General features: G+C 70.4%; 17 protein-coding genes. 8 read left to right on the top strand and 9 right to left on the bottom strand.

What is annotated here, in order from left to right; genetic code table 11:
* Positions 1 to 100: 100 nt before the first annotated feature.
* Both AC3WVS_RS02145 and AC3WVS_RS02150 read left to right on the top strand, forming a co-directional pair.
* A complete protein-coding gene (locus tag AC3WVS_RS02145; RefSeq protein ID WP_492317184.1) occupies positions 101 to 1,786 on the top strand; it encodes a FecR domain-containing protein in 1,686 nt (561 codons plus the stop codon).
* Positions 1,761 to 4,184, top strand: a complete 2,424-nt coding sequence (locus AC3WVS_RS02150; RefSeq protein ID WP_492317185.1) for a CHASE2 domain-containing protein — start codon at positions 1,761 to 1,763, stop codon at positions 4,182 to 4,184. Before AC3WVS_RS02145 ends, AC3WVS_RS02150 begins: the two co-directional genes overlap by 26 nt.
* A gap of 454 nt (positions 4,185 to 4,638) precedes the next feature.
* Here AC3WVS_RS02150 and AC3WVS_RS02155 read toward each other — a convergent pair whose 3' ends face one another.
* Both AC3WVS_RS02155 and AC3WVS_RS02160 read right to left on the bottom strand, forming a co-directional pair.
* Positions 4,639 to 6,012 carry a heavy metal sensor histidine kinase gene (locus AC3WVS_RS02155; RefSeq protein ID WP_492317186.1) on the bottom strand — a complete coding sequence of 458 codons (1,374 nt, stop codon included), beginning with the start codon at positions 6,010 to 6,012 and terminating at the stop codon, positions 4,639 to 4,641.
* A complete protein-coding gene (locus tag AC3WVS_RS02160; protein WP_492317187.1) occupies positions 6,009 to 6,704 on the bottom strand; it encodes a heavy metal response regulator transcription factor in 696 nt (231 codons plus the stop codon). The genes AC3WVS_RS02155 and AC3WVS_RS02160 overlap by 4 nt, the downstream gene beginning before the upstream one ends.
* A 166-nt stretch (positions 6,705 to 6,870) precedes the next feature.
* On the opposite strand from AC3WVS_RS02160, the gene AC3WVS_RS02165 reads away from it, so the two are divergent.
* From AC3WVS_RS02165 to copD, 4 genes are read left to right on the top strand one after another with little or no spacing between them, the layout of a single operon-like run.
* Positions 6,871 to 8,724, top strand: coding sequence for a copper resistance system multicopper oxidase (locus tag AC3WVS_RS02165; RefSeq protein WP_492317188.1), 1,854 nt, complete (start codon positions 6,871 to 6,873; stop codon positions 8,722 to 8,724).
* 29 nt (positions 8,725 to 8,753) lie between these two features.
* A complete protein-coding gene (locus tag AC3WVS_RS02170; protein WP_492317189.1) occupies positions 8,754 to 9,752 on the top strand; it encodes a copper resistance protein B in 999 nt (332 codons plus the stop codon).
* A gap of 35 nt (positions 9,753 to 9,787) precedes the next feature.
* Positions 9,788 to 10,174, top strand: a complete 387-nt coding sequence (gene copC, locus AC3WVS_RS02175; RefSeq protein ID WP_492317190.1) for a copper homeostasis periplasmic binding protein CopC — start codon at positions 9,788 to 9,790, stop codon at positions 10,172 to 10,174.
* Positions 10,175 to 11,107, top strand: coding sequence for a copper homeostasis membrane protein CopD (copD, locus tag AC3WVS_RS02180; RefSeq protein ID WP_492317191.1), 933 nt, complete (start codon positions 10,175 to 10,177; stop codon positions 11,105 to 11,107). It begins immediately after the preceding gene.
* 12 nt (positions 11,108 to 11,119) lie between these two features.
* Here copD and AC3WVS_RS02185 read toward each other — a convergent pair whose 3' ends face one another.
* The 3 genes from AC3WVS_RS02185 to AC3WVS_RS02195 all read right to left on the bottom strand — a co-directional run bounded on the left by AC3WVS_RS02185 (position 11,120) and on the right by AC3WVS_RS02195 (position 13,409).
* Entirely contained in the window at positions 11,120 to 11,632 is a 513-nt protein-coding gene (locus AC3WVS_RS02185) for a DUF6644 family protein (protein ID WP_492317192.1), read from the bottom strand.
* 15 nt (positions 11,633 to 11,647) lie between these two features.
* Positions 11,648 to 12,019 (bottom strand): DUF6152 family protein, encoded by a 372-nt coding sequence (locus AC3WVS_RS02190; RefSeq protein WP_492317193.1) that lies wholly within the window; start codon positions 12,017 to 12,019, stop codon positions 11,648 to 11,650.
* Positions 12,020 to 12,080: 61 nt separating this feature from the next.
* A complete protein-coding gene (locus tag AC3WVS_RS02195) occupies positions 12,081 to 13,409 on the bottom strand; it encodes a tetratricopeptide repeat protein (RefSeq protein WP_492317194.1) in 1,329 nt (442 codons plus the stop codon).
* 217 nt (positions 13,410 to 13,626) lie between these two features.
* On the opposite strand from AC3WVS_RS02195, the gene AC3WVS_RS02200 reads away from it, so the two are divergent.
* The gene (locus AC3WVS_RS02200; protein WP_492317195.1) at positions 13,627 to 14,070 is read left to right on the top strand and encodes an FKBP-type peptidyl-prolyl cis-trans isomerase; all 444 of its coding nucleotides are present in this window, start codon (positions 13,627 to 13,629) and stop codon (positions 14,068 to 14,070) included.
* A gap of 9 nt (positions 14,071 to 14,079) precedes the next feature.
* Here the strand turns inward: AC3WVS_RS02200 and AC3WVS_RS02205 are convergent, their stop codons facing one another.
* Complete coding sequence (locus AC3WVS_RS02205) at positions 14,080 to 14,874, bottom strand: MlaA family lipoprotein (protein WP_010810959.1); 795 nt, start codon at positions 14,872 to 14,874, stop codon at positions 14,080 to 14,082.
* 40 nt (positions 14,875 to 14,914) lie between these two features.
* Positions 14,915 to 17,551 (bottom strand): hopanoid transporter HpnN, encoded by a 2,637-nt coding sequence (gene hpnN, locus AC3WVS_RS02210; protein ID WP_492317196.1) that lies wholly within the window; start codon positions 17,549 to 17,551, stop codon positions 14,915 to 14,917.
* A 171-nt stretch (positions 17,552 to 17,722) separates the two neighbouring features.
* Between hpnN and AC3WVS_RS02215 the strand changes: the two genes are divergently transcribed.
* A complete protein-coding gene (locus AC3WVS_RS02215; RefSeq protein WP_492317197.1) occupies positions 17,723 to 18,367 on the top strand; it encodes an MlaC/ttg2D family ABC transporter substrate-binding protein in 645 nt (214 codons plus the stop codon).
* A 13-nt stretch (positions 18,368 to 18,380) separates the two neighbouring features.
* Here AC3WVS_RS02215 and AC3WVS_RS02220 read toward each other — a convergent pair whose 3' ends face one another.
* Both AC3WVS_RS02220 and hpnK read right to left on the bottom strand, forming a co-directional pair.
* On the bottom strand, positions 18,381 to 19,385 hold the full coding sequence (locus tag AC3WVS_RS02220) for a lysylphosphatidylglycerol synthase domain-containing protein (RefSeq protein ID WP_492317198.1): 1,005 nt from the start codon (positions 19,383 to 19,385) through the stop codon (positions 18,381 to 18,383).
* Between the two features lie 9 nt (positions 19,386 to 19,394).
* On the bottom strand, positions 19,395 to 20,198 hold the full coding sequence (hpnK, locus tag AC3WVS_RS02225; protein WP_492317431.1) for a hopanoid biosynthesis-associated protein HpnK: 804 nt from the start codon (positions 20,196 to 20,198) through the stop codon (positions 19,395 to 19,397).
* Positions 20,199 to 20,217 lie beyond the last annotated feature (19 nt).

The following is a 20,217-nucleotide window of genomic DNA, read 5'->3' on the forward strand; positions in this document are numbered from 1 at the left end:
CGGGCCTTGACCTTGGAATGACCAAGGCCGGCGGCCCGCGCCTAGCCTGCGCCGCGCCTGGCTTGAACGCGTCCCCTCTTTCATGATGAAACGGGTTCTTATGCGGATTGGATGTGCCGCGCTGGCCCTGCTGGCCGGCATGGCGGTTCCGGCGCACGCCGGGCCCGCGGGCGCGGAAGGCGCCGATTTTATCTACCTGGTGGAGCCGGGCGATACACTGATCGGCCTGGCCTCGCGCTACATGGCGTCCGAGGAAGGCTGGCGCACGCTGCAGCGCCTGAACCGCGTGGCCGATCCGTACCGGCTGGTGCCCGGCTCGCGCCTGCGCATCCCGCTCAGCCAGATTCCCGAACAGGCCGCCTCGGCGCGCGTGGTCCATGTGGCCGGCGCGGTCCGCGCCAATGGCCGGCCGGTGCAGGCCGGCATGACGCTGGACGAAACCACGCGCATCGAGACCCCCGCGGGCGGCTCGGTCACGCTGGAGCTGCCGGACCGCAGCCGCGTCACGGTGCCGCCGGCCACCACGCTCTCGGTCAGCCGGCTGCGCACGTTCGCGCGCAGCGGCCTGACCGACACCGTGATCCGCATCGACAAGGGTGCCGCCGATACGCGCGTGGCACCGCAGGGCGGCGGCGTCGGGCGCTTCGAGCTGCATACGCCGATGATGGTGACCGGCGTGCGCGGCACCCGCTACCGGGTCTCGGCAGACATGGCAGGAAGCCGCAGCGAGGTGCTGGAAGGGCGCGTCGGCGTCAGTGCGGCGCGGGGCGCCCGCGCCAGGCCGGCAGCGGAGCGCGCCATGACCGCGGCGGCTTCGGTCGGTGCCGGCTATGGCATCGGCGTGTCGGCCGACGGCAAGCTGTCGCAGCCGGTGGCGCTGCTGCCGGCGCCGGCCCTGCTGCCCCCGGCCGAAACCGTGCTGGGCCCGTCCTTCGAGGCCGCCTGGCGGCCGGTGCCGGGCGCCACCGCCTACCGCGTGCTGGTGGCGCGCGATGCGGCGCTGAGCGAACTGGTCTGGACCGGCACCGCCAGTGGCGCCACTGCCACGACCGCGCGCGTCGACGGCCTGCCCGAGGGCACGCTGTACCTGAGCGTCAGTGCCATCGACAAGCACCAGCTGACTGGCCACGACGCCCAGGCACCGGTGTCGGTGCGGCTGAACCCGCCGGCGCCGTTCACGCAGCAGCCTGCCGCCGATGCGGTGCGCTATGCCGACGCCGTCGCCTTCGAATGGGCCACCGTGCCGAGCGCGGCGCGCTACGAACTGGCGCTGGCCGCCGATCCGGCCTTTACGCGCGATGCCGCGGTGCAGGCGGCCTCCGACCCCGCCGCCACGCAAGCGCTGGTGCCGGGCCGCTGGTGGTGGCGCGTGCGCAGCGTCGATGCGGCGGGCCGGCCGGGCCCGTGGTCGGACGCGGTCCCGTTCAGCGTCGAACCCAAGCCGCCCGTGCCGACCCTGCAGGACGACGGCGGCGCGCTGCATATCGGCTGGCCCGAGGGCAGCGGCGCCGGCGCGGGCTACCGGGTCCAGGTTTCGGCCGATGCCGGCTTTGCCACGCTGCTGGCCGACGAGCACACCACCACCAACACCATTGACCTGCCGCGCCCCGCGCCCGGCGTCTATTTCATCCGCGTGGCACGTGCGGCGCCGGGGGTGACACCTGACCCGGCGGCGTTCTCCGCGCCGCAGCGCATTGAAGTCAATGCCCTCCTGCGCGACTCGCAGGGCGGCGCAATCGGGTCGGGCGACCGGCCGGACGGTGGTGGCCGCATCCGGCTCAACTGACGCGCCAGGCCCGGCACCGGCCGCGCCCGGGCACGCTTTCGGGCAGCGCACGCTGATCGAATGGTGCCTGCTGCTTGCGGCCGTGCTGGCCCTGGTGGTGCTGGCCGCGCGCCAGGGCTGGGCCGAGCGCGCCGACCTGGCCGCCTACGACATCGCCATCAGCGCCCAGCATCATCCGGCCCGCGACGACATCGTCATCGTCGGCATCGATGACGCCAGCATCACCGCCATCGGCCGCTGGCCGTGGCGCCGCGCGGTGCTGGCGCAGCTGGTCGAGCGCATCGCCGCCGGCCGGCCGCGCGTGATCGGCGTGGACGTGATCCTGTCCGAGCGCGACACCCGCTATCCGCAAGACGACGCCGTGCTGGCCCGCAGCCTGGCCCAGGCCGGCAACGTGGTGCTGCCGGTGGTGGCCGAATCCGGACCCGCCGGCATGCTGGTGCGCTACCCGCTGGCCGGGCTGGGCGCCGCGGTGGGGCATATCAACATGGTGGTCGATACCGATGGCGTGGCGCGCCAGGTCTATCTGAGCGAGGGGCCCCATCCGGTGGCCGCCGCCGGCGTGCCGCACCTGGCCGCGGTGATGGCGGGGTTCGGGCGCGCCGGAGAGCCGCCCGGCATCGCGCGCCAGGAGCCGGCCCGGATCACCGAAGCCAACGGCTGGGAGCGCAGCGGCCGCCTGCGCATCCCGTATGCCGGCCCGCCCGGCACCTTTGCCCGCGTGTCGGCGCGCGACGTGCTGGACGGCCGCACCAATCCCGCCATCTTTGCCGGCAAGGCCGTGCTGATCGGCGCGCTCGCCACCGGCATGGGCGACGTGCTGCCGACGCCCGTGTCGCGCGATGGCCGCGGCATGAGTGGGGTGGAGATCCTGGCCAATACCGTGCAGGCGCTGACCGACGGCGATGCCATCGTGGCGGTGCCGCGCGCGTGGCAGGTCGGCGGCACGCTGCTGGCGGTGCTGCTGGCCGCACTGGCCGCGCTGCGCCTGCCCCCGCGCGGCGCGCTGGTGGCCACCGGGCTGCTGCTGGCCGCCCTGCTGGGCGGCTCGCTGTTGCTGCTGGCGCTGGCGCGGCTATGGTTTGCACCCGCCGCCGCGGCGCTGGGCTGCGTGCTGTTCTACCCGCTGTGGAGCTGGCTGCGCCAGGAGGCGGCCCTGCGCTTCCTTACCGACGAACTGGCGCGGCTGGAACGCGAACCCGGCCTGATTGCCGCGCCGCGCCATGCCGGCGCCACGCTCGACAGCCGCATGCGCGCCGTCTACGGCATGAGCGCGCAGCTGCGCGGCACGCGCCGCTTCCTGTCCGATGGCCTGGAAAGCCTGCCCGATGCCACCGCGATCTGCGACCTGGACGGCGCCGTGATGCTGGCCAACCGGCGCTGCGTGGCGCTGGCGCCCGCGGTGCTGGACGGCGAGCCCGCTCATGCGCCGGGCGCGGCCGGGCCGCCGCGGGCCGCCATCCGCGCGCTGATCGAGGCAATCTTTCCCGCGCCGGCACCGGCCCTGGCGTACTGGCAGTCGCTGCACGACCGCCACGCCGGCGCCCGCATCGCTCCGGTCCCGGTTCCCGACGGCGGCATCGAGGTGGCCGGGCGCGGCGACCGCCGCTACCTGCTGCATGGCGCGCCGCTGCACGCCGAGGCCGGCGCCGTGGCCGGCCTGATCGTCAGCGTGATCGACATCACCGCGATCCGCATTGCCGAGCGCCAGCGCGAGCAGATGCTGCGCTTCCTGTCGCACGACATGCGCTCGCCGCAGGCATCGATCCTGGCCTTGATCGAGCTGCATGAGCGCCGCGCGCGGCGCGATGGGGCAGCCGCCGGCGACGTCGCCACGGACAGCGGCGTGCTGGCACGCATCGCCGCCCATGCACGCCGCACGATGACGCTGGCCGACGATTTCATCAGCGTCGCGCGCGCGGAGTCGAAGACCCTGGCGTTCATGGAAGTGGAATTGGGCGGCCTGGTGCTGGATGCGACGGACCAGCTCTGGGCACTGGCCAAGGCCCGCGAAGTGACGCTGCAGATCGACCTGCCTGACGAGCCCGCGGTGCTGCAGGGTGAACCGACGCTGCTGGCGCGCGCCATCGCCAACCTGGTCAGCAATGCGATCAAGTTCAGCCCGCAAGGGGGGACCGTGACGGTCTCGCTCACGCGTGAGCCGGGCAGCTTTGTCGTTGCCGTGCAGGACCATGGGCCGGGAATTGCCGAGGCCGACCAGGCACGATTGTTCGAACCGTTCGCGCGCTTGCATGAGGGGCAGCAGGGCGCGCCGGAAGGCGCGGGTCTGGGGCTGGTGCTGGTGCGGGCCGTGGCCGAGCGGCATGGCGGCAAGGCCAGCGTGCGCAGCGCGGCTGGGGCGGGGGCGGTGTTCCGTATCGAATTGCCTGTGGCCTGAGCGGCACGCCAACGGCCGCAAGCCACGTTACGGCTGCCGACACAATTGTTGGCAGTCGTCACAGGGGGATTTGCGTAGCATCGGATTGCCGCTGGAGCCGCATCCGGTGGTCTTCGCGCCCACGCCAGCTCCCCCAATTGCCGTAACTGGCGTGGGCGGCTTTTTTGGGGGCCCCTGAACTCAGTACCCGCCTTGCCCAGCACGCGTCTTTGCCTCTGGCAATCGCGGGCGTGGCTGGACCAGATCGACCTTGTGCCGATTCCACCATCCCGGCTGGGCCAGCGCGATTTCTACTTGCTTTACCGAACGGCGGAGTGGCCCGGCCTCGCCGCAGACATTGCCCGGATCACGCGGACGGTGCCCACGCGGGAGCTCGTCCCAGCGATTCGCGCCATGCTGCCTGGGTTGCCGGCGGATGCGATCACCGCTGACACGGCTGAATCTGCCTCAGTCCCTACGCCTTGAACGTCAAGACAAAGCGCGTCCTTCCTCCCTCCGATTCCACTCCAATCCCCCCACCATGCGCAGCCACAATCGCCTGCGTAATCGCCAGCCCCAGCCCGGCGCCATCGGACTCGGGCCGCGCCCGCGACTTGTCGGCACGGAAGAACCGATCGAACAGCGATGGCAGCAACTCCGGCCGGATCGTGTCGCCCTCGTTCTCGACCACCACCGTCACCGCCTCGGCGGAGGGCAGAATCTCCACCACAATGCCCTTGCCCGCCGGCGTATGCCGCAGCGCATTCGACAGCAGGTTGCTCAATGCCCGCCGCAGCATCAGCCGGTCGCCGGTGATGCGGCCACGGCCGCGCAGGGCCATGCGCACACCCTTGTCCTCGGCCAACGCATCGTAGAAATCGAACAGCGCAGTGACTTCATCAGCCACCTCGATCGGCTCGGCGTTCGGCAGGGTGATGCCGTGCTCCATCTTCGCCAGGTAGAGCATGTCCGACACCATGCGCGACAGGCGCTGCAGCTCTTCCACGTTGGACGCCAGCACGTCGCGGTACTTGTCCGCATCGCGCGGTTGCGACAGCACCACCTGGGTCTGCGTCATCAGGTTGGTGATCGGCGTGCGCAACTCATGCGCCAGGTCCGATGAGAACTCCGACAGGCGCGTGAAATCGCGCTGCAGGCGTTCCAGCATGGCGTTGAGCGTCGCGGCCAGGTCGGCCATTTCCACCGGCACGGCATCGACCGGCATGCGCTCGTCCAGCTTGTGCGCGGTGACGGCGCGCGCGCGCGAGGCCATGGTGCGCAGTGGCCAGAGTCCGCGACGCGCGGCCCACCAGCCCAGCAGCCCGCTCGCCAGCGCGGCCAGCGCGGTGTAGAAGGCCAGCGACTGGCGGAAGGCGTGCATGAAGTGGGCGTGCAGCGCCGTGTCCATGCCGACCACGACCTGCAGCGGCCCCGGCTGTCCGGTTGGCACCTGCGCCAGCGCACGCATGCCGCGGTAGGTCTGGCCGCCCTGTTCCCAGGTGAAGGCATGCCGCTGCGCCGGCAGCTGCGCGGCGGCGGCCAGGGCCATGCCGAAGTCGAAGCCCTGCGTGGCATACAGGCGCTTGCCGTCGCCGGCGCGCACTTCGGCGACGAATCCGGCATGGTGTTCCAGCACCGGGCCCAGGCGTTGCGCCAGCGACGCCGCCGGGCCTTCGCCCGCGATCTTCTGGATCAGCCGCACGTTGTCGCCGAGCACGGCGTAGTCCTCGTCGGCGAAATGATTGTCGATCGCCAGCCAGATCAGCACGCCCAGCCCCAGCAGCACCGCGGCCGACGACAGCGAGAACAGGATGGTGAGCCGTGCCGTCAGCGACATCCGGACCTTCATTCAGCGTTCTCCGCTGCCTCGGGGGCTTCCAGCACATAGCCCATGCCGCGCACGGTCTGGATCAGCTTGGGCTCGAACTCATCGTCGATCTTCGCGCGCAGGCGCCGGATGGCGACGTCGATGACATTGCTGTCGCTGTCGAAGTTCATGTCCCACACCTGCGAGGCGATCAAGGAGCGCGGCAGCACTTCGCCGCGGCGGCGCGCCAGCAGTTCCAGCAAGGCGAACTCCTTGCTGGTCAGCGTGATGCGGCGCCCGGCGCGCGTGGCCCGGCGGCGGCCCAGGTCCAGCACCAGGTCGGCCACCTGGATGCGGTCCAGCGCCATCTGCGCCGTGCCCCGGCGCAGCAGCGTGCGCACCCGCGCGAGCAGCTCGGAAAAGGCGAAGGGCTTGACCAGGTAGTCGTCCGCACCCAGCTCCAGCCCCTTGACGCGGTCGGCCACGCTGTCGCGCGCGGTCAGGAACAGCACCGGCACGGCGATTTCCGCCGCGCGCAGCGCCTGCACGATGCGCCAGCCGTCGAGATCCGGCAGCATCACGTCCAGGATGACCAGGTCATAGGGCTCGGTCATCGCCATATGCTGGCCGTCCAGTCCGTTGGCCACCAGGTCGACGACAAAGCCCGCCTCGGTCAGCCCCTGGCGCAGGTATTCGCCGGTCTTGGACTCGTCCTCCACCACTAGCAGTTTCATCAGCACATTCCTTGATCGATCAGCCCTTTCGGCAGGGTCCGGCAACTCTACGCCGGCAACGCGGGCGCCAACATGACCGGAAGATTACCGGAATGTCATGTTCCAGTCAGACGTGCGTAGGGTGGCCTTCGCTACGCTTGGCATGCTTTCTACCAGGACTGATGACATGCGACGCCACCCCAGTACCGGCCTTGTGCTGCCCGATTTACCCCGCCGCCGCTTCGTGCAAGGGCTGGTTGCCGGCGGCGTGGTGGCCGGCCTTGCCGGCGTCGGCGGCAGCGCGTGGGCGCAGCATGCGGGCCAGCGCGCCGGGCAGGCTGCCCCGGCCGGCTCCGGCTCGGCGCCGGTGCTGCGCGGCACCGAGTTCGACCTGGTGATCGGCGAGTCGCTGGTCAACTTTACCGGCAAGCCGGCCATTGCCACCACCATCAACGGCATGCTGCCCGGCCCGACGCTGCGCTGGCGCGAGGGCGACACGGTCACCATCCGCGTGACCAACCGCCTGCGCGAGGCCACCTCGATCCACTGGCACGGCATCATCCTGCCGTTTGAGATGGACGGCGTGCCCGGCATCAGCTTTGCCGGCATCCCGCCCGGCCAGACCTTCACCTACCGCTTCAAGGTCGCGCAGACCGGCAGCTACTGGTACCACTCGCATTCGGGCTTCCAGGAAATGACCGGCGTGTACGGCGGCATCGTCATCGATCCGGCCTCGGGCCAGGAAACCGTGCGGGCCGACCGCGACCACACCGTGCTGCTGTCGGACTGGACCGACGAAGACCCGATGCGGGTGCTGACCAAGCTCAAGGTCCAGGGCGACTACTACAACTACAACCAGCCGACCGTGGTCGACTTCTTCCGCGACGTCTCGCGCGACGGGCTGAAGCAGGCGCTGGACAAGCGCAGCATGTGGAACCAGATGCGGATGAGCCCGACCGACCTGGCGGACCTGTCCAGCGCCACGCTCACGCACCTGGCCAACGGCGTCACGCCGGCCGGCAACTGGACCGGGCTGTTCCGGCGCGGCGAGACCGTGCGCCTGCGCTTTATCAACGGCTCGGGCAACACCTTCTATGACGTGCGCATCCCCGGGCTGAAGCTGCGGGTGGTGCAGGTCGACGGCCAGGATATCGAACCGGTCACGGTCGACGAATTCCGCTTCGGCCCCGGCGAGACCTGCGATGCGATTGTCGAACCGCGCGACGACGCTTACACGCTGTTCGCGCAATCGATGGACCGTACCGGCTATGCGCGCGGCACGCTGGCGGTCAGGGAAGGGCTGGCGGCGCCGGTGCCCGCACTCGACCAGGCCGAATGGCTGACCATGACCGACATGATGGGCGCGATGACGGGCCACGGCGGGCATGGCGGCCATGGCGGGCATGCCGGACACGGCGGTATGCAGCACGGCGCCATGCCGATGCAGGGCATGGACCACGCCGGCATGGACCACAGCCAGCACGCCATGGCCGCCGCCGACCCGCTCAAGGTCCCCAGCAAGACCGCCCGCCACGCCCGCACCGAATACGGTCCGGGCACCGACATGCGCGTCGACATGGCGCGCACCAACCTGGACGATCCCGGCATCGGCCTGCGCAACAACGGCAGGCGCGTGCTGACCCTGGCCGACCAGCACACCATCGGCGGCGCCATGGATGCGCGCGGCCCCGGGCGCGAGGTCGAGTTGCACCTGACCGGCAATATGGAGCGCTACACCTGGTCCTTCGACGGCGTCGAGTTCGGCAAGTCGACGCCGATCTACTTCAAGCATGGCGAACGGCTGCGCGTGATCCTGCACAACGACACCATGATGACCCACCCCATGCACCTGCACGGCATGTGGAGCGAGCTGGAAACGCCGGACGGCAGCTTCCAGGCGCGGCGCCACACCATCCCCGTGCAGCCGGCGCAGCGCATCAGCTTCCTGGTCAGCGCCGATGCGCTGGGACGCTGGGCCTGGCATTGCCACCTGATGCTGCATATGGATGCGGGCATGTTCCGCGAAGTGGTGGTGGCGTGATGGCTCAACCTGAATTCGCAATTATCTCCATGCACAGGCACAAGAAGACGATACTGGCCGCGGCGCTGGCCTTGACCGCAATCGGCGCAGCCCAGGCGCAGGACCCGCATGCCGGCCATGCGCACCAGCACGATGCCCCGGCCGCCATGCAGGGCATGGACCATGGCCAGATGCAGGGCATGGAGCAGGACGGGATCCAGACCATGGACGGTGGCGGCGCGCCGATGCCGGACACGCAGGGCATGGCCGCCCCTGCCATGGACCACGGCGACATGAAGATGCAGGGCGGCAGCGCGCCGCCCGACGCCCGCGATCCGCATGCCTATTCCGGCGGCTACCAGCTGGGCGTCGGCAAGTACGCGCTGGGCGACAAACGCCAGCTCGTGATGGCCGACGAGCACCTGTTCGCCTCGGTGCTGGTCGACCGCCTGGAGTGGGCCCACGCCAGCGGCAGCAATGCCGCCGCCTACGAGATGCAGGCGTGGTTCGGCAACAGCTACGACAAGCTGGTGCTCAAGGCCGAGGGCGAAGCATCGAAGGGCAAGCTGCACGAGGCCCGCACCGAGCTGCTGTGGGGCCACGCCGTGGCCAGCTACTGGGATACCCAGCTGGGCCTGCGCAACGACGCCGGCAGCGGGCGCCCGGCGCGCAACTGGCTGGCCTTCGGCGTGCAGGGGCTGGCGCCGTACTGGTTCGAGGTCGATGCCACGGCCTATGTCGGCACCAGCGGCCGCACCGCGTTGCGGCTGTCCGCCGAATACGAATTGCTGCTGACGCAGCGCCTGATCCTGCAACCACGCATCGAAGCCAACCTCTATGGCAAGAACGACCCGGAGGCGGGCATCGGCAGCGGCTTGTCCAACGGCACCGTGGGGCTGCGGCTGCGCTATGAGTTCAGCCGGCAGTTCGCGCCGTATATCGGCGTGGAGCGCTACCAGGCCTTCGGCAATACCGCCGACATGATCCGGACCTCTGGCGGCAAGGCGGGCGAAACGCGTTTCGTCGCCGGTGTCCGGGTCTGGTTCTGACACCACAACTTCATCATCCCCAAGCGGAGACAACCATGCATGCCAATCGCCCCCTGATCCAGATCCTGCTTGCCGCAACCGCGGCGCTGGCCAGCAGCATCGCTTTCGCGCACCCGAAGCTGGTGTCGTCCACGCCGGCGGACAAGGCCGAGGTGGCCGCGCCGCAGAAGATCGAACTGCAGTTCTCCGAGAACCTGGTCACCCAGTTTTCCGGCGCCAACCTGGTGATGACCGGCATGCCGGGCATGGCCGACCATGCGCCGATGAAGATGGCCGTGAAAGTCTCCGGCAGCGACGACCCCAAGGCCATGGTGATCACGCCGGCGCAGCCGCTGCCGCCTGGCAGCTATCGGGTGGACTGGCGGGCGGTGTCGTCCGATACCCATCCCGTCAACGGCAAGATTGCCTTCACGGTGAAGTGATTGCAGCAGCCGGACTGGATGGCCGCCGGGCTGCGCCTGGCGCTCTATGTCGACCTGGCCTTGCTGTTCGGGCTGCCGCTGTTCTGCACCTATGCGCTGCATCGGGGGGAACGGGCCTCACGCTTCGCAAAGCGTTGCCAGGCGCTTGCGCTGGGCTGCGCCATCGCCGGCATCGGGCTTTCGCTGGCTGCCCTTGTGGTGATGGCGCTGGCCATGACAGGGGAGTCCGACTACGCCGCGTTGCAGGCCCACGTCTTCGCCATGATCGTCACAGGGACGGATTTCGGGCTGGCGTGGTCGGTGCGCCTGGCGGCCCTGCTGCTGTTCGTGCTGGCCTGCGTGTCCTGGCGCAGGCGGCCGGGCGCGCGCTTCACCGCGCTGGCCGGGTTCGGCGGGATTGCGCTGGCGACGCTGGCCTGGGGCGGCCACGGCGCGATGCATGAGGGCGCCTTGCGCTATCTCCACCTGAGCGCCGACGTGGCCCACCTGCTGGCCGCCGGCGCCTGGGTTGGCGCGTTGGCCGCGTTCGTGCTGCTGTCGCTGGCGGGGCCGGTATCGGACCGGGCGGCGGTGGTGCTGCTGAGCCGCACCTCGAACGGGTTTGCCCGTATCGGCACCATCATTGTTGCCACGCTGCTGCTGACCGGCGCGCTCAACTACTGGTTCATCGTGGGCCCGGCGCTGCCGGATCTTGCGCCGATGTCCTATGGCGGGCTGCTGGCCGCCAAGCTCGCGCTGTTCGTGGCGATGCTTGGCCTGGCCGCCGCGAACCGCTTCCGCCTGAGTCCGCGGCTGGCGTTGGCGGTGCAGGCTGGGGAGCATCGGGCGGCGACGCTGGCGTTGCGGCGCAGCCTGCTGCTGGAGGCCTGCGCCGCCGCGCTGGTGATGGCCCTGGTGGCCATGCTGGGGATGCTGTCTCCGGCGCCGCCGTGAGTCCCGCGGCCATCAGACATAGGCAATCAGACGCCCGGCACAGATCACCAGCAACCACGTCACCATCGAGACAATGGCGCTGACGCGCGCGCCGGCCGGCGGCGCGACGCCGCTGTCCCAGCCCCGTTGCCCGGCATGCAGGCTGCGATAGGGCCCGAGGTGGAACCACAGCACATTGGCCAGCGCCAGTGCAATCAGGCACAGCTTGGCCAGGAACGCGGGATTGGCGGCCAGCTCATCGGCATGGGCCAGGAACAGCAGCACGCCGCTGGCCGCGACCGCAATGAAGGCGCCGACGGTGAAGGGCAGCGCATGGCGCAACAGCAGGCTCACCGGCAGCCGCCGGCCGAGCCCGGCCAGGCGCATGTCGACCACGAAGATGGAGCCGAACAGCAGCGCCATGCCGGCCAGGTGGACGATCTCTACCGCGGGATAGGCCCAGGCCGAACTGCGCAGGGCCATCGGGAACGGCAGCCGCGCCAGCGCGCCGGCCCATTCCGTCCATTGCGCGAACAGCACCGACATGCGGCGCGCGCCGGCTCAGCGCAACTCGACGGTCTTGCCGTCCACGGTGATGCGCTCGGCGCGCAGCTCGTCGGCCTTTTCCTTGCTGGCGTAGCCGACCAGCGTGACCTCGCGCCCCACGGCCACCTTGTCGGCGGTGGCGCCGCGCGCCTCCATCCGCGACACCGGTGCCAGCACGGCCAGCCAGCGCTTGCCGCCGGCATCGATGCGGATATGCGCGTGGGGGTTCTCGTAGTGGCTCTCGACGATCTTGCCGGTCAGCGTCAGCGGCTTGGTCTCGTCGTAGGTGGACCAGCCGTGATGGGCAATGGCCGGCACGGCGGCCAGCGCCAGCGCGGCGATGGCGGCAAAGAGGGCGGGGCGGAACAGGGCGCGGAAGCTGGGCATGGGTGGTCTCCGGTCAGGACAGGTGCAGTATAGGCGCCGATCCCGGCCGCGGCAGGGAGACTTATGCGCGGCACGAGTCGGCGCGCTGCACCAGCCGGTGCAGGCTAGGACTCATGGGCTTGAGCGCGGCGCGTTCGGCCGTGAGCGCGATCGCCAGGTTGCTGCGGCGGCCGCGCAGCGCCGCCTCGAGCAGGGTCAGGCTGACGATGTCGCGCTGCGCATGGCTGCCGCCGAAGCGGTGGGCGATCAGGCGCACCGGCATCAACAGGTCGATGGCGGTGCTGTAATCGCCCTGGTCGAACGTGATCAGGGCATCGGCCACCGGCAGCCCCACATCGCGCGACATCATGGCATTGGTGCCGTTGCCCAGGGCGGCGCGCTCCAGCGCGGCGCGGACCTGGTCGGCGGCAGCGGGCCGGTGCGCGCCCAGGCTGGCCATCACGGCATGGACATCGTTGAAGGCGTAGTAGCCGGCCGCGCCGCGGCCGAGCCAGTCGTCCGCCACCGGCTGCCAGCGCCGGCCCACGTCCACGCCGCGCAGGTGCAGCCGCCACAGCAGCGCGGAGGCATCCACCAGGTCCAGCGCGATCGCCGGCGCAGGGCGCTTGATATAGCGGTCGTACAGCGCCAGCACCTCGTCGGTCCTGCCCGCTTCCAGATGGAACAAGGCCAGGTGCCACCAGTTGTGCACGGCCAGCATATTGTCGTCGGACCAGTCGTCGCGGCGCCCGTCCAGCCAGGCGATGCCGTCGTCCAGCCGGCCCTGCATCTCCATCACGTGCGCCACCGCGTGCACGGCCCACGGGTCGCGCGGATTGAGCTCCAGCGCGCGCCGGCCGCTTTCCTCGGCGCGCTCGTAGAGCTGGGTTTCTTCCAGGCCGAAGGCATGCATGCCGAGCAGGTAGCCGTAGCCCGGCATGCCGGCATCCCAGTGCGGCAGCGCCTGCGCCACGCGGTCGCGCAGCATCGATGACTGCCCCAGCAGGAAGTCGCCGAGATGCGCGGTCTGGATCGCCAGCAGGTCGCGTGGATAGTCGATCACGATATCGCCGTAGAGACGGACCGAGCGCTCGAACTCGCCGTCCAGCCAGGCCCGTGCCGCGGCGATGTGGCGGCGCTCGCGGTCGTTGGCGCGGGCGTGCAGGGCTTCGCCGGCTTCAACGCTCTGGCGCAGCATGGGCTCGGCCGTGCCATCGCCAGAGGTGACCGCCAGCGCCGCGCGCAGCGCGTGGCCCATGGCGAAGTCGGGGTCGGCGGCCAGCGCCGTGTCGATGGCGGCGAGCGGGTCGCCGTAGTAGCCGTTCAGCAGTTGCAGGGCGGTCTCATACTGCTCGACCGAGCGGGCGTTCTGGGTCGAGACCGGAAGGTCCCGTGAATCCGTGAGTGCCATGGCAATCTCCGTGCGCCCGCGGCAGCGGGGCTGTCACGAACCATCGTAGACGGCAAAACGCCCCGTGTAACGGATGCGGCGGGGTGCGCCGCACCATGCCTGCCGCAAGGCGCACGGCGGGGGTGCGTTGTGCGCTATATGCCGCTGCCGCCATATCGTTGCCGTGTGTCGGTTAAACTGCCGCATCCCCAATCACGACCTCACGACCAGGTTTCCCATGAAAACACTTGCGCTTTTCCTCGGCACCCTGACCTTGGCCTGCGCCGCCTCCGCTGCCGCCCCGGCCGCCCCGGCCGCCTCGGCCCCGGCCGCACCCGCGGCGGCGCCGCAGACGCTGGCGTCGGGCATGACCATCCAGCACCTGATCAAGGGCAACGGTGCCTCGCCCAAGGCCACCGACTCGGTGCAGGTTCACTACCGCGGCACGCTGGCCGACGGCACCGAGTTTGACAGCTCGTACAAGCGCGGCCAGCCGATCTCGTTCCCGCTCAACCGCGTGATCCCGTGCTGGACCGAAGGGGTGCAGGCGATGCAGGTGGGCGGCAAGGCCAAGCTGACCTGCCCGCCGGCCACGGCCTACGGCGCGCGCGGCGTGCCGGGAACGATCCCGCCGAACGCCACGCTTACCTTCGAGGTGGTGCTGCTGGGGATCGGCGGCTAAGACCCCGCGTCAGCGCGGCGCCTGCGGCTGCGCGGGCGCAGGCGTGCCCGCCGGCGCCTCCGCGGCGGGCGCTGCGGCCGTGCCGCCGTCGTCGTCTTCGTCGTAGTCTGGCAGCGACGTGTTCTCTCCCAGCAGGTAGCGGCGCCGCTGCAGGTAGGCATCGCGCACAAAGGCGTACTTGTCCAGCGCCGCCAGCTTCAGCAGGTCGGTGGCGCCCAGCAGGTTGGTGCGCACGTCAACCACGTTCATCCCGAACAGCGAATTGCGCACCGCCGGCTCGGCATAGGTGGTCGGGTCGAACTGGAAATTCACATACAGGCCCACGCCGTCGCGGAATGAGCTGGGGCCGAACAGCGGCAGCACCAGGTAGGGTCCCGACGGCACGCCCCACGTGCCCAGCGTCAGGCCGAAATCCTGCGAATGCTTCTGCAGCCCGGCGGGCGTGGCGATGTCGATCAGTCCGCCGATCCCCAGCACGGAATTGATCGCGACCCGCATGAAGCTCTCCGCTGCCTCAACGCCCTTGCCCTGCAGCAGGTTGTTGGCAAAGTTGCCGATGTCCGCGATATTCGAATAGAAATTGGTGACCGCGGTGCGCACCGGCTCCGGCGTGACCGCCTTGTAGCCCTTGGCCACCGGCACGGCCACGTACTGGTCGAGCTTGTCGTTGACGGTGAAGACCGCGCGGTTCATCGGCTCGAGCGGATCGTCGGGGCTGGCTTGCGGTCCGGTGGCGCAGCCGGCGAGCAGGGCGGCGGCAATGGCGGTGGTGGCAACGGATGTAGCGCGCTGGCGTAAAGGCATCGTACGAAGGGGATTGGGGTCGGCCGCATCGGGTTTGTGATTATGACCGGGCGGCCTTGTCATGTTTGTGATGGGCGCCTTCGCGCGGGCGGCCCATCAGGATCGGCTGGAAGAACACCGCGCCGACCAGCGTGCACGCCAGCGCCAGCGCCAGCAGCTTGCCCATGCTGGCGGTGCCGGGATGCTGCGACAGCCACAGGCTGCCGAAAGCGGTGGCGGTGGTGGCCGCGCTGTACAGCACGGCGTGCGTCAGGCTGGACTGCAGCAGCTGGGTCTTGCCGTGCCGCCAGGCAATCACGTAGTAGATCTTGAACGCGACGCCCACGCCCAGCAGCAGCGGCAGCGCGATCACATTGGCAAAGTTCAGCGCAATGCCGAACAGCACGCACAACTCCAGCGTGACGATGGCCGAAACCAGCAGCGGTATCAGCGTGCGCAACACATCGCCGAATCGACGCAGCGTGATCCATAGCAGGATGGTGATCGACACCACCGCCCAGATGCCGGCCTGCGCAAAGGCGGCCATGATGGTGTCGGCCGAGCCGCGGATTGCAATCGGCCCGCCGGTGGCGGTCGGCTCCACGCGCTGCACCGCGGTGATGAAGCGGTCCAGCGCGGCCTCGCGCTGTGCGCTGGCGGGCGGCGGCAGCTTCGGGCTGACGTTGACCAGCGCGCGCCCGTCCGGCGTGATCCAGTCGCGCACCAGTTCGGGCGGCAGCGTCTGCTGGCTGACGGGCTGCGGGCCCAGCGCCAGCTGCAGCCGTGCCAGCGCCAGCTGCAGCGGCACGGCGATGGCGCGCTCGGCGCGGTCGCGCGTGGCGGCGTCGGCGGCTGCCAGCTGCTTCAGCGTGGCGGACAGGTGCGCGGCTTCGGCCGCGCCCGGACCGGGACGTTCGTCGGCGGCGATGGCCAGCTGCCGCGCGGCATTGCGCAGCGCATTGACGCGCGCGCTGTCGGTGGCGGGCGTGGCGGCGGGCTGCGTCAGCGCCGGCATCAGCGCGGCCGAGGCCTGGCCGATGGCCTGCAGCTTGGGCGGCTGGTCTGCGGGGATGAAAGTCTGCAGCGTGACCGCGCGCGCCACCTCGGGCAGCGCCGCCAGCTTGCCGGCCAGATCGCGCGCGGCCGGCAGCGAAGGCGCCAGCACGCTGACATCGTCGGTGCCGGCCTGCGGCGCGTCCTTGAGCGCCAGCAGCGTGGCCATCGATTCGGACCTGGGGTCCTTCAGGTGCAGCGGGTCGAAGTCAAAGCGCAGGTGCGGCAGCAGCGGCGCGCCTGCCAGGATCGCGAGCAGGGTGACCAGCAGCACCGGCTTGCGATAGCGGTCGAAGAACCGGTCCGCGGGCGCCAGCCACGCGAAGCCCGGCGCCTCGGGTTCGCCGCCGGGCTTGAGCACGCAGATCAGCGCCGGCAGCAGCGTGAAGGTGGTGGCAAATGCCACCATCATGCCCACGCCCGCGATCAGCCCCAGCTCGGCCACGCCGCGGTAGTCGGTGGGCAGGAAGCAGAAGAACGCCGCCGCCGTGGCCGCGGCCGCCAGCGCCAGCGGCGCGCCCACCGCGCGCGCGGCCAGCCCCAGCGCTTCGACGATATGGTCGCGGTCATGGCGCTCGGCGCGGTAGCGCACGCCGAACTGGATGCCGAAGTCCACCCCCAGCCCGACGAACAGCACCGCGAACGCCACCGAGATCATGTTCAGCGCGCCAACCATGGCCAGCCCCAGCGCGGCGGTGATCAGCAGCCCGGCAAACAGGCTGGCCAGCACCGCAACGATCAGCCGCGCCGAGCGCAAGGCCAGCCACAGGATCAGCACCACCACCAGCACCGTCAGCACGCCGTTGAGCACGGCGCCGTCGCTGACCGAGGCGAATTCATCGTCGGCCAGCGCCTGCGGGCCGGTCAGCCGCACCGTGGCCTGGTAGCGCTGCGCCAGCTGCAGCTCGGCCGCCGCCTGCCGGACCGCGCGCGAGGCGGCGGCCCCGGCCTGCAGGTCGCTGTAGTCCAGCACCGGGCTGAGCGCGATATAGCTGTAGACCTGGCCATCGGGCCCGGGCTTGAGGCTGTCGTCGAGCAGCCCTGCCCAGGACAGCGCGGCGGGCTTGCCGGCCAGCACCTGGTCCAGTGTCCGTGCACTGCTACCCAGCAGCCTGGCCATGTCGCCCAGCTTTACCTGCCCCATCTGCAGCGGCAGCGTCAGCGTGGTGGTGAGGAGATCGGACAGGCCGCGCAGGGTCGGGTCACGTGCGAGCGCGTTGACGAGCGGGCGTGCCTGCACCAGCTGCTGCGTGAGCTGGCGCACTTCATCGGTGCTGGCGAACAGCAATCCGTTGCGCGCGAAGAACGGGCCGCCGCCGGGCTGGCTGACCGCGGTGAAGCGTGCCGGCTGGCGGCGCAGCGCCTCGGCCAGCGCCTCGGCGGCGGCGTCGGCCAGCTCGGTCGCGGGCGCCTGCACCACCGCCAGGATCAACTGGTTGCGCTGGGGAAAGGCGTCGCCGATGGCGGCATCGCGCACCGCCCAGGGGGCGTCGGATTCCAGCAGGCGGCCGATGTCGGTGTTGATCGCAAAGTTGCGGGCCACGTAGACGCCGCTGACGGCGGTCAGCAATGCCGCCAGGATGATGACGCGCCACGGCCAGGCGGTGGCAAGCCGGACAATGCGTGTCAGCAGCGAAGTCAGCATGGGCGGATCCGGAAGGAGCACGAACCGCGAGTATATCGGCTGGCAGCGTGGCGCATGCGGCATGCGCGGCCCGGGCATCCGCGATTCAGGCCGATCCGCTATAAACTGTCAGCCTGGCACCGGCGCTGCAGCGCCGGCGCCGCTTCACCGTCCTTCCTGGCTCTCATATCCATGACGATTCACGGTTTGCTTCACCTGGCGCCGCTTGCGGCGGTGGCCATGGTTTCCGTAGCGCACGCCCAGGCAGTCCAGCCCGGCGACCTGCGCGCCAGCCCCGAGCGGCTGGTGCAGGCCGCGGTGGAGGGCGTGATCGGCACCATCCAGTCCCATCCCGACACCCGCGCCGGCGACCTCGCCAAGATTACCGCGGTGGTCCAGAAGCAGTTCCTGCCCTACACGGATTTCCAGCGCACCACGCGGCTGGCGGTTGGCGGTGCCTGGCGCACCGCCACGCCGGAACAGCAGCAACAGCTCCATGAGCAGTTCCAGATGCTGCTGGTGCGCAGCTATGCGGTGTCGCTGGCGCAGCTGCGCGAGCAGAACGTCAAGTTCCGCTACCAGCCGGTCAAGTCCGGCAGCGGCGCCACCGATGTGGTGGTGCAGACGCGCGTGATCAACAATGCCGACGAGATGCAGATCGATTACCGGCTGCAGCGCACAGCCAACGGCTGGAAGATCTACGACATCAACATGATGGGGGCGTGGCTGATCGAGGTGTACCGCAAGCAGTTTGCGGACATCGTCGCGCGCAGCGGGGTCGACGGGCTGGTGAAGTACCTGACCACCCACAACGCGCGCCAGGCATCCGACACCTGAGCGCCGCACGCCATCAGGGCGCGGCGTGGCCGGTGTCGCGGTTGCGCCGCCAGTGGCGCAACTCCACCCATTGCCATGACAGCAGCGCGGGCACGCCGAACAGGATCTCGCGCGCGCGCTTGACCAGCGCCAGCGCCAGCGAGACCTGCGCATCCATCCCCAGCACCTGCCCCAGCAGCATCACCACCGCTTCCTGCACGCCCAGCCCGGCGGGCACGAAGAAGGCCACGTGGCGCGCGGCCTGGGTCAGTGATTCGATTGCCAGCGCCTGCCAGACCGGCACCGGATGGCCCAGCAGCATCAACGCCAGCCAGATCTCCAGCGTGCCGCTGACCAGCCCTGCCAGTTGCCAGCCCAGTGCCGCCAGCAGCTCGCGCCGGCGCCGGTTGAGCGCGCGGATATGGGCATCGAGCCGCGCACCGTCGATCAAGGCGACGACGCGGTGATCTTCGCCAAACAGCTTGCGCGCCGCGCCTTCCAGTTTCTCGAAGATCGCGGTGTGCCGCAGCGACAGCGCGAACAGCACCGGCACCGGCAATGACAGCAGCAGCCCGGCCAGGATGACCCAGGCCCCGCCGCTGTCCTGCAGCGCGGCCACCAGCAGCAGCACCCCCATGGCCGAGAACAGGTACTGCGAGAACAGCGTCACCATCACTTCGACCACGATGCTGGCAGTCACCGCGGTGGTGTCGCGGATGCGCAGCCGCGTCAGGCGGATGCCGACCAGTTCGCCGCCGACCCCCACCGTCGGCAGCAGGCGGTTGACCGCTTCGCGCACCGTGGCGACCCACCACAGGAAACCGAGCCCCGCCTTCTCCTCGGGGTCGGCCGAGGTCAGCAGGACGCGCCAGGCTTGCGCGTCGAGCAGCAGCGGCAGTGCGTGCAGGGGCACCAGCAACAGCAGCAGCCAGCCGCCCTGCGCCACGATTGCGGCGATATCGCCGGCGCCCTGATGGATCACCAGTGCGGTGAGCGCCAGCAGGCCGATCAGCCCGGTCAGGTAAGCAATGCGTTTCATCTTGAAAAATCAGGGCACCAGCACGTCGGCAAAGCCGCCGCGCCGGTTGGCCGCGCGCTCCAGCGCGGCGCGCACGCGCGGCGACAGCAGCGCGGCCAGTTCGTCGGCGTGGCGGTAGCCGCGCATCGATGCGGTAATGGCCTCGCCAGAGACCACGGCCGGATGCAGGTAGATCTCGCCCACGCCCGCGGGCAACTGCGCCAGCGCCTGCAGCAGGGCTGCCTCGTCCATCTGCCCGCTGCGCGCGATGCCGACCACGTAGTCATTGTGCGCGATGCCGGCGCGGTCCAGGCGCCGGCGCAGCAGCGCCAGCCAGGGGCGCAGCGGCAACGGCGCGCCCTGCTCGCGCGGCAGGCGCATCGCGCGCAGGCCGTAGTCGCGCCCGATCGACAGGATCAGTGACAGCACCGTGGGGTGCAGGTGGAAATGCTTGTGCGTGTTGACGTGGTCAAGCGGCAGGCCGGTGGCGGCAAAGGCTTCGAACTGCGCGCGGATCTCCGCCGCCAGCTGGCGGCGCACGCGCGGCAGGAAGAAGAAGCGGCAGCCGTCCAGGGCCATGGCCGAGCCGAAGCGGGCTTCGGCGTCGACCAGGTCGGGGATCTGCGCGCGCGGCAGCGTGGCCGGGCCGTCGGCCAGCACCACGTGCAGCCCCACGCGCAACGACGGCAGCCGGCGCGCGCGCTCGACCGCATCCGCCACGGCGGGCGCGCCCACCATCAGGCTGGCGGCGTTGAGCACGCCGTCGCGGTGGGCCAGCTCCACCGCCTCATTGACGGCGGGATGCAGGCCGAAGTCGTCGGCGGTGACGATCAGCGCGCGTAGCGAGGCACAG

The organism is Cupriavidus sp. CPT47-8839-RL05A (genome assembly GCF_058792255.1).

Coding starts and splice junctions, on each gene's coding strand:
- AC3WVS_RS02145 (WP_492317184.1), top strand. CDS start 101: ATGCGGATTGGATGTGCCGCGCTGGCCCTGCTGGCCGGCATGGCGGTT.
- AC3WVS_RS02155 (WP_492317186.1), bottom strand. CDS start 6,012: ATGAAGGTCCGGATGTCGCTGACGGCACGGCTCACCATCCTGTTCTCG.
- AC3WVS_RS02160 (WP_492317187.1), bottom strand. CDS start 6,704: ATGAAACTGCTAGTGGTGGAGGACGAGTCCAAGACCGGCGAATACCTG.
- AC3WVS_RS02165 (WP_492317188.1), top strand. CDS start 6,871: ATGCGACGCCACCCCAGTACCGGCCTTGTGCTGCCCGATTTACCCCGC.
- AC3WVS_RS02170 (WP_492317189.1), top strand. CDS start 8,754: ATGCACAGGCACAAGAAGACGATACTGGCCGCGGCGCTGGCCTTGACC.
- copC (WP_492317190.1), top strand. CDS start 9,788: ATGCATGCCAATCGCCCCCTGATCCAGATCCTGCTTGCCGCAACCGCG.
- AC3WVS_RS02185 (WP_492317192.1), bottom strand. CDS start 11,632: ATGTCGGTGCTGTTCGCGCAATGGACGGAATGGGCCGGCGCGCTGGCG.
- AC3WVS_RS02190 (WP_492317193.1), bottom strand. CDS start 12,019: ATGCCCAGCTTCCGCGCCCTGTTCCGCCCCGCCCTCTTTGCCGCCATC.
- AC3WVS_RS02195 (WP_492317194.1), bottom strand. CDS start 13,409: ATGGCACTCACGGATTCACGGGACCTTCCGGTCTCGACCCAGAACGCC.
- AC3WVS_RS02200 (WP_492317195.1), top strand. CDS start 13,627: ATGAAAACACTTGCGCTTTTCCTCGGCACCCTGACCTTGGCCTGCGCC.
- AC3WVS_RS02205 (WP_010810959.1), bottom strand. CDS start 14,874: ATGCCTTTACGCCAGCGCGCTACATCCGTTGCCACCACCGCCATTGCC.
- hpnN (WP_492317196.1), bottom strand. CDS start 17,551: ATGCTGACTTCGCTGCTGACACGCATTGTCCGGCTTGCCACCGCCTGG.
- AC3WVS_RS02215 (WP_492317197.1), top strand. CDS start 17,723: ATGACGATTCACGGTTTGCTTCACCTGGCGCCGCTTGCGGCGGTGGCC.
- AC3WVS_RS02220 (WP_492317198.1), bottom strand. CDS start 19,385: ATGAAACGCATTGCTTACCTGACCGGGCTGATCGGCCTGCTGGCGCTC.